This window comes from Rhodopseudomonas parapalustris, assembly GCF_053772255.1.
The window spans coordinates 59562-65718 of sequence record NZ_JAMKBZ010000027.1 but is presented as its reverse complement, the minus strand read 5'-3'; the positions used below and the strand labels follow the sequence as shown (position 1 = coordinate 65718).

At 64.4% G+C, this 6157-nt stretch carries 7 protein-coding genes; 4 read left to right on the top strand and 3 right to left on the bottom strand.

Annotation, left to right across the window (positions count from 1 at the left end; translation table 11 throughout):
* Nucleotides 1-78: 78 nt before the first annotated feature.
* The gene (locus M9H71_RS19980; RefSeq protein WP_455406668.1) at nt 79-939 is read right to left on the bottom strand and encodes an AraC family transcriptional regulator; all 861 of its coding nucleotides are present in this window, start codon (nt 937-939) and stop codon (nt 79-81) included.
* Between the two features lie 297 nt (nt 940-1236).
* On the opposite strand from M9H71_RS19980, the gene M9H71_RS19975 reads away from it, so the two are divergent.
* Entirely contained in the window at nt 1237-1527 is a 291-nt protein-coding gene (locus tag M9H71_RS19975) for a M20/M25/M40 family metallo-hydrolase (RefSeq protein ID WP_455406667.1), read from the top strand.
* 19 nt (nt 1528-1546) lie between these two features.
* The gene (locus tag M9H71_RS19970) at nt 1547-2182 is read left to right on the top strand and encodes a pyridoxamine 5'-phosphate oxidase family protein (RefSeq protein WP_119019126.1); all 636 of its coding nucleotides are present in this window, start codon (nt 1547-1549) and stop codon (nt 2180-2182) included.
* Between the two features lie 290 nt (nt 2183-2472).
* On the opposite strand, the gene M9H71_RS19965 is transcribed toward M9H71_RS19970, so the two are convergent.
* The gene (locus M9H71_RS19965; RefSeq protein ID WP_455406666.1) at nt 2473-2970 is read right to left on the bottom strand and encodes a CinA family protein; all 498 of its coding nucleotides are present in this window, start codon (nt 2968-2970) and stop codon (nt 2473-2475) included.
* A gap of 146 nt (nt 2971-3116) precedes the next feature.
* Here M9H71_RS19965 and M9H71_RS19960 point away from each other — a divergent pair, with 146 nt between their 5' ends.
* Complete coding sequence (locus M9H71_RS19960) at nt 3117-3422, top strand: DUF1127 domain-containing protein (protein ID WP_455406665.1); 306 nt, start codon at nt 3117-3119, stop codon at nt 3420-3422.
* Between the two features lie 12 nt (nt 3423-3434).
* Here M9H71_RS19960 and M9H71_RS19955 read toward each other — a convergent pair whose 3' ends face one another.
* Nucleotides 3435-4178: a sulfite exporter TauE/SafE family protein gene (locus tag M9H71_RS19955; protein ID WP_455406664.1), complete on the bottom strand. Its 744-nt coding sequence runs from the start codon at nt 4176-4178 to the stop codon at nt 3435-3437.
* Between the two features lie 144 nt (nt 4179-4322).
* On the opposite strand from M9H71_RS19955, the gene M9H71_RS19950 reads away from it, so the two are divergent.
* The gene (locus M9H71_RS19950) at nt 4323-6110 is read left to right on the top strand and encodes an acyl-CoA dehydrogenase family protein (protein WP_455406663.1); all 1788 of its coding nucleotides are present in this window, start codon (nt 4323-4325) and stop codon (nt 6108-6110) included.
* The last annotated feature ends 47 nt before the right edge of the window (nt 6111-6157 follow it).

The window sequence follows — 6157 nt, the reverse complement described above, 5'->3', positions numbered from 1 at the left end:
ACCGAATTGTTGAACATGCACAATTGCGAGCGAAGCGAAGTAATCCAGCTTGGAGCGTTTTCGAGCGATCTGAGGACGTCAGCGCAGCGCCACCTCCTGATCCGTCCAACGAAGATAGTGCCGCGGTGCTGCGCCAAGCTCGCGCTTGAACATCGCGGCGAAGGCACTTGGACTATCGTAGCCGACGTCGAGCGCGACGCCAGTCACAGTTTCGCCTGCTCCGAGACGTGCCAAGGCTTCCAAAAGTCGCACGCGCTGCCGCCAGCCTGAAAAGCTCTGGCCAGTCTCTCGGCGGAATAACCGGGTTAGCGTCCGGCGGCTGAGGCCGCATTTGTCGGCCCAGTGGTCAAGAGTGAGGTTTGACGACGGATCGACCAGCACCGCCTTGCAGATCTCGGCAAGGCGCGGGTCCGGCGGCACCTGCACGTGCAGCGTCACCTCCGGCATCCGCGCGATCTCGGTGAGGAGAAATTCGATGAGCGTGCCGTCGCGTCCATTCTGGTCGTAGATCTCAGGTATGCGCACGGCCTCGTCCATCAGCGCTTCGACGAGCGACGAGGCGCGGATCAGGCGGCACGTATCGGAGGTCTTCCGCTCGCGATTCGGCGTGACGTAGATCGTCTGCGCCTCGACCTCACCCCAGGCACGCGATTGATGCACGACGCCGGCAGGAATCCACAAGCCATGACCGGGCGGCACGACGAAATGACCACGTTCGGTCATCATGGCGGTTACACCCGTGATCTGCAGGATGAACTGGTCGCGCCGATGCAAGTGACGCGTGCTGGTGCTCTCGTTCGGATAGGTGGCCGTCATCGCGGCGACCGGTCGCGCAATGGTCTGAAGGTGTCCCGCACGATTTGCGGCTGCTACTGGGCCTTCCTGCCTGCGGTAGGCGCGCAATTCAGCAGTGTCTTTTCGCCGCGTTGCGACTTTCATGGGTCGTAAACTCCCGATCCGTGGCGCTTTCGCAGCGCTCTTATGCATCTTCCGGGCCAGACATGGCCCGATCGCGATGATTGTTGTCCCCGATCAGGTAGCGCGGGACAGGGCATCCGGCAACAATACCGGCGCCACATCATTCGCCGAATCCGGATGCGGGCTTGGCGAAGTCAATCTCATGTCGATATGCGACCACGGAGAGCTCGATGAACAGACGCGAATTCACCTAGGCCATGCTGACCGCCACCGCCGCCATCCCCTTCGGCATCTCGCGCGCAGCCGGCCGGACCCGCGGTGGAGCGCTCAACACAATCTCCAGCCCGAGCCGCCGCTGCTGATCACTTCATTCAACCAGCAGCAACCTACGCTGACGCTCGGCGGCAACGTCTGACCAGCTTCTCGTCGACCGCCCTGACTGACGCCCGCTTCTATGGCCTCGATTTCGGTGTTCCGGCGTTCTGCTTCGGTGCCACGATGGAAGGTGCGCATGGCTTCAACGAGCGCGTCGATCTCGCTTCGGTGAAGCGAGTCACAAAGGCGCTCGCACTATTCACCGCGAGCTGGTGCGGTATCGAGCCGGAATAACTCAGAGGGAAGTTCGTAAATGGACAGCCAGGGTGCAGGCGGGAAGCCGTCGATCAAGTCGCAGGACGATCTTCGCGCGCATTTCGGGCAATTGAGCCCGCTCGCGGAGAAAAAGGTTCTCAACCATCTCGACAAGTTTTGCCGGGACTTCATCGCGCTGTCGCCGTTCCTCGTTCTTGCGACCAACGATGGTAACGGCCATGCCGACGCAAGCCCACGGGGCGATGCGCCCGGCTTCGTCGCCGTGCTCGACGACAAGACGTTGTTGATCCCCGACCGGCGCGGCAATAACCGCGTCGATACGTTCGGCAACATCATCGCCTCGCCCGGAATCGGCCTAATTTTCCTTGTGCCGGGTATCAACGAGACTCTGCGGGTCAACGGCCGCGCCGAGATATCGCAGGATGCGGAACTGCTGACGCCGCTGGCGGTGCAGAACGTCGTCCCCATCATCGGGCTCAAGATCCATGTCGAGGAAACTTATTTCCACTGCGGCAAGGCTCTCATGCGCTCGAAGCTGTGGAATCCGGCCACACAGGTCGAGCGCAACAGCTTTCCGACGCTTGGCCGGATCATTGCCGAACAGACCGCTGCCATCGAGGTTGCAGATGCCGAGAAGGCGATGGAAGAAGCTTACCGTACCAGGCTTTACTGAGGATGACGACGTCATGCCGGCGTCGTCTCGTAATCGAACGACGCGCCAGCGCGTTTCCCGCCAGAACGTTGAGTAGCGACGCGGGCCATGGGGCAGCTTCGAGGCCGTCGAGTTGCCACCCTGGAATGGGTCGACTGGCTCGACAACCGAAGGCTCCTTGAGGGCCGCAGCTTCAAGCGAATGCCGGGCGAAGCGCAGCCCTTATCGGCGAGCCCTGGGAGTGAGGCCGTCCCGTGCGGGTCAATGACGTGGAACATCACGGATTTAAATCGGCCGGCTTCGAGCTTGCGTCACCCGATCGGTGTCATCGTTCGCAGCAAAAACGACAGCGCCGTCGAGGCGAACACGTGCATGTTGTCTAGCCGGTCGTCGCTGGCGGTCTCCAGAGTCATCACCGCCTGCGCGGGGCCGGCGACCGCGATGCAGGTGTGGCCGGCGGCGTCGCCGTAGCGATTGCCCGACGGGCCGGCCGCGCCGGTCTCCGACAGCGCCCAATCGGCGCCGAGCCGCGCGCGGATCTGCTTCGCCAGCAGCTCGGCATAAGGCTCGGAGGACGACCGGACGCCCTCCACCTTCATGTCGGCATCGGGAATGTCCATCAGCACTCGCCGTGCCTGCCTCGTATAGACCACCGCCGAGCCGAGGAAATACGCGGAGGCGCCGGGTACCGCGAGCAGCGCCGCCGAGATCAGACCGCCGGTCGAGGATTCCGCCACCGCGATGGTCTGCTTCTGCGCGATCAGCCGGATCGCGACCTTCTCCGCCACCGGCAGCAGCTCGTTGATCATTGCATCGTCCCGTGTTGGCGGTCGCCGGCAGCCTGTGCGGGACCGTTCGGATGATCGGCGAATCGACACTCGCCTCGAGCTTACGAGATAGAACCGCCGGGCTTTCGGCAAGCTGATCTTGCGTAATCGCCTAGCCGGCGCGGTGCATGAGATTATCTCAGCGATCCTGGCGGAAATGTCGTTTGTGGCCGGGCACCGCCACGGCAGATACTTCGCGTCGTCACGACATGTTCGGGAAAGCAGCGATGTCGACGTGCATAGCCGGCGCGGCGATTGATCGTCACCGGAAGAGAGGCCTGTGGGCTCGGCTCTGTGCGACCCTCGCGCTGTGGCGCATGCGGCGCAGCGGGCGCATCGACCTTGCCGGGTTCTCGGCGCGCGAACTACGCGATCTCGGCCTGTCGCGCGGCGACATGATCCACGAGGTGGCCAAGCCGTTCTGGCGCGCCTGATCGGATGGTGCCTTACCGCAGCGTAGCAAGGCTGCTCCACACCAGGCTGGCGCCCGACAGAAACAGCAGCGCCAGCACCACGTTGCCGAACGAGCGGTCGCTGAGTGCGTGGTAGGTCCGTGCCCCGAGCCAGGCGCCGATCAGGATCGCGGGCAGGGCGAACAGCGCGGCGTGCAGCACCTGCCACGTCACCAGCCCGTGCACGGTCTGCAGGATCAGCGCGGCGACCAGCACGGTCGAGTTGAACGCCTGAAACACGCCGCCGCGCTGATGCTTGTCCCAGCCGCGGATGCTCGCCCACAGGATCGGCGGCGGGCCGGACAATCCGGCGAAGCCGCCCATCACGCCGCCGATCCAGCCGATCACGCCGTCCATCCAACGCCCGCCGAAGCTCAGCGCCATCGGTGGGGTGAAGTACAAAGCCGGTGGAAAGATCAGCAGGAACAGGCCGACGAACAGTTTGAAGCCCCACGGATCGGCATAGGCCACCAGCACGCTGCCCGGGATCACCCCGGCGAGCCCGCCGATCAGGAAGGGAGTGACTAGTTTGAAATCGATATGCTGCCACACCATCCGCATGGTCGAGGCCTGCGAGGCCATCGAGCACAACAGCACCAGCGGCACCGCGATCGTCGGCGGGAAGACGTAGAGCCAGAACCCGAGCGACACCAGAGCCAGGCCGAATCCTGAGAGACCGGAGACGAACCCGCCGCACAGCGCGCCGGCAATCAGGATGATGAGAGTGGTCAGGTCCATCGGTGTCGATGCGGTTGCGCAATTCCGTCGGGCGGAACCCGTCGCGCGTCCTTCGATGATTGGGGTGGCGGGCAGCTTTGTGCTGGCTGATGATCGGGCTTATAGCATCTGACAGGCCCGAAAGAACCAAAACAAGAGTTGCTCATGCTGGCAGGAAACAAACAAGCCGTCGCGCCCGCGGCGCGTCCCGGCAACGCCGCTAATCTGATCGCGCCCGACACTACCGGCCTCAATTTCTATCGCGCCGATCCGTCGCTGTCCGATCTGCTCCGCATCCATCTGCCCAAACCGCTGGTCGATCACATCGACCCGCATCTCGACGCGCTCGGCAGTCTTGCCGGCGGCCGGCTCGACGAGTGTGCGCGGCTCGCCGACCGCCACACGCCGATCCTGCATCAGCGCGACCGGTTCGGTCGCGACGCCCAATATGTCGAGTATCACCCGGCGTATCGCGAGCTCGAGAACGCCGCATTCGGCACCTTCGGCATACACGCGCTGTCGCACCGTAAGGGCATCATGGGCTGGCCGGAGACTTATCCGGTGACCGCCAAGCACGCCTTCACGCTGCTGTTCAACGAAACCGAATTCGGCATGGGCTGCCCGATCAACGTCACCGACGGCTGCGCCAAGCTGCTGTCGAAATTCGGCAGCGACGAGCTGAAGGCGAAGTATCTCGACGGTCTGACCCAGACCGACATGAGCAAGCTGACGCAAGGCGGTCAGTTCATGACCGAGAAGGAGGGCGGCTCCGACGTCGGCACGCTGACCTCGGTGGCGGTGCCGGAAGGCGATCACTGGCGGCTGTATGGCGAGAAGTGGTTCTGCTCCAACGCAGACGCCAAGGTGGTGATGCTGCTGGCGCGGCCCGAAGGCGCCGGCCCCGGCACCCGCGGCGTCGGTCTGTTTCTGATGCCGCGCGTGCTCGACGACGGCACGCCCAATCACTACCGGATCGTCCGTCTGAAGGACAAGCTCGGCACCCGCTCGATGGCGTCGGGCGAGATCAAGCTCGAAGGCGCGATCGCCTACGCGGTCGGCAAGCTCGACCGCGGCTTCGTGCAGATGGCCGAGATGGTGAACTCATCGCGGCTGTCGAACGGCGTGAAGTCGACCGCCTTGATGCGCCGCGCCTGGCACGATGCGATCACGGTGGCGAAGAACCGCGTGGTGTTCGGCAGCCGTATCATCGACCTGCCGCTGGCGCGGCGGCAGTTGATGAAGATCCTGCTGCCGACCGAGCAGGGAATGTCGATCAGCTTCCTCACCGCCGACGCACTCGACCGCGCCGAGGGCGGCAGCCAGGACGCCGCGGCGCTGCTGCGTATTCTCACGCCCACGCTGAAATTCCGTGCCACCCGCGATGCGCGCAAAGTCTGTGGTGATGCGCTCGAGATGCGTGGCGGCATCGGTTATGTCGAAGAGTTCGCCACCGCGCGCCTGCTGCGCGACGCGCATCTCGGCTCGATCTGGGAAGGCACCGGCAACATCGTGGCGATCGATGCGCTCAAGCGTGCGATCGGCCGGCATGGCGCGGAGTCGGCGCTCGCCGCCGATCTGCATGCCCGTCTCGACGATGCGGCGCGCGTGCCGCAGGCCTGGCGCGACCGGCTGCGCGGACTAATCGACAAGTCGATCGATTTTGCTCGCGAGGTCGCACGCGGCGCGGGCAACGAGGCCGACGCCCGCCGCGCAACCAGCGCGCTGTATCATGTCGCCAGCGCGGTGGCGTTCGCCTGGGAAGGCGCGAAGATCGAAGCGATGCGCGGCGACGCCCGCCGCGTGCTGCTGTCGCGGCTCGCGGTCGAGCATCGGCTGTATCAGCCCGATCCGTTCGCCGCTCAGGACGGTAAGCTCGAACTCGCGATCGCCGATCACCTGCTCGGCGACCGCGCCGCCACCATGGACGAGATCGCGCCGCTATTGACGGCGTAAGCTAAAGGCAATGCCTTCCCCCGTCATTGCGAGCGTAGCGAAGCAAT

What these genes read in the sequence shown, in the direction of transcription:
- M9H71_RS19980 (WP_455406668.1), bottom strand. Translation starts at nt 939, where the DNA reads ATGAAAGTCGCAACGCGGCGAAAAGACACTGCTGAATTGCGCGCCTAC.
- M9H71_RS19970 (WP_119019126.1), top strand. Translation starts at nt 1,547, where the DNA reads ATGGACAGCCAGGGTGCAGGCGGGAAGCCGTCGATCAAGTCGCAGGAC.
- M9H71_RS19965 (WP_455406666.1), bottom strand. Translation starts at nt 2,970, where the DNA reads ATGATCAACGAGCTGCTGCCGGTGGCGGAGAAGGTCGCGATCCGGCTG.
- M9H71_RS19960 (WP_455406665.1), top strand. Translation starts at nt 3,117, where the DNA reads ATGAGATTATCTCAGCGATCCTGGCGGAAATGTCGTTTGTGGCCGGGC.
- M9H71_RS19955 (WP_455406664.1), bottom strand. Translation starts at nt 4,178, where the DNA reads ATGGACCTGACCACTCTCATCATCCTGATTGCCGGCGCGCTGTGCGGC.
- M9H71_RS19950 (WP_455406663.1), top strand. Translation starts at nt 4,323, where the DNA reads ATGCTGGCAGGAAACAAACAAGCCGTCGCGCCCGCGGCGCGTCCCGGC.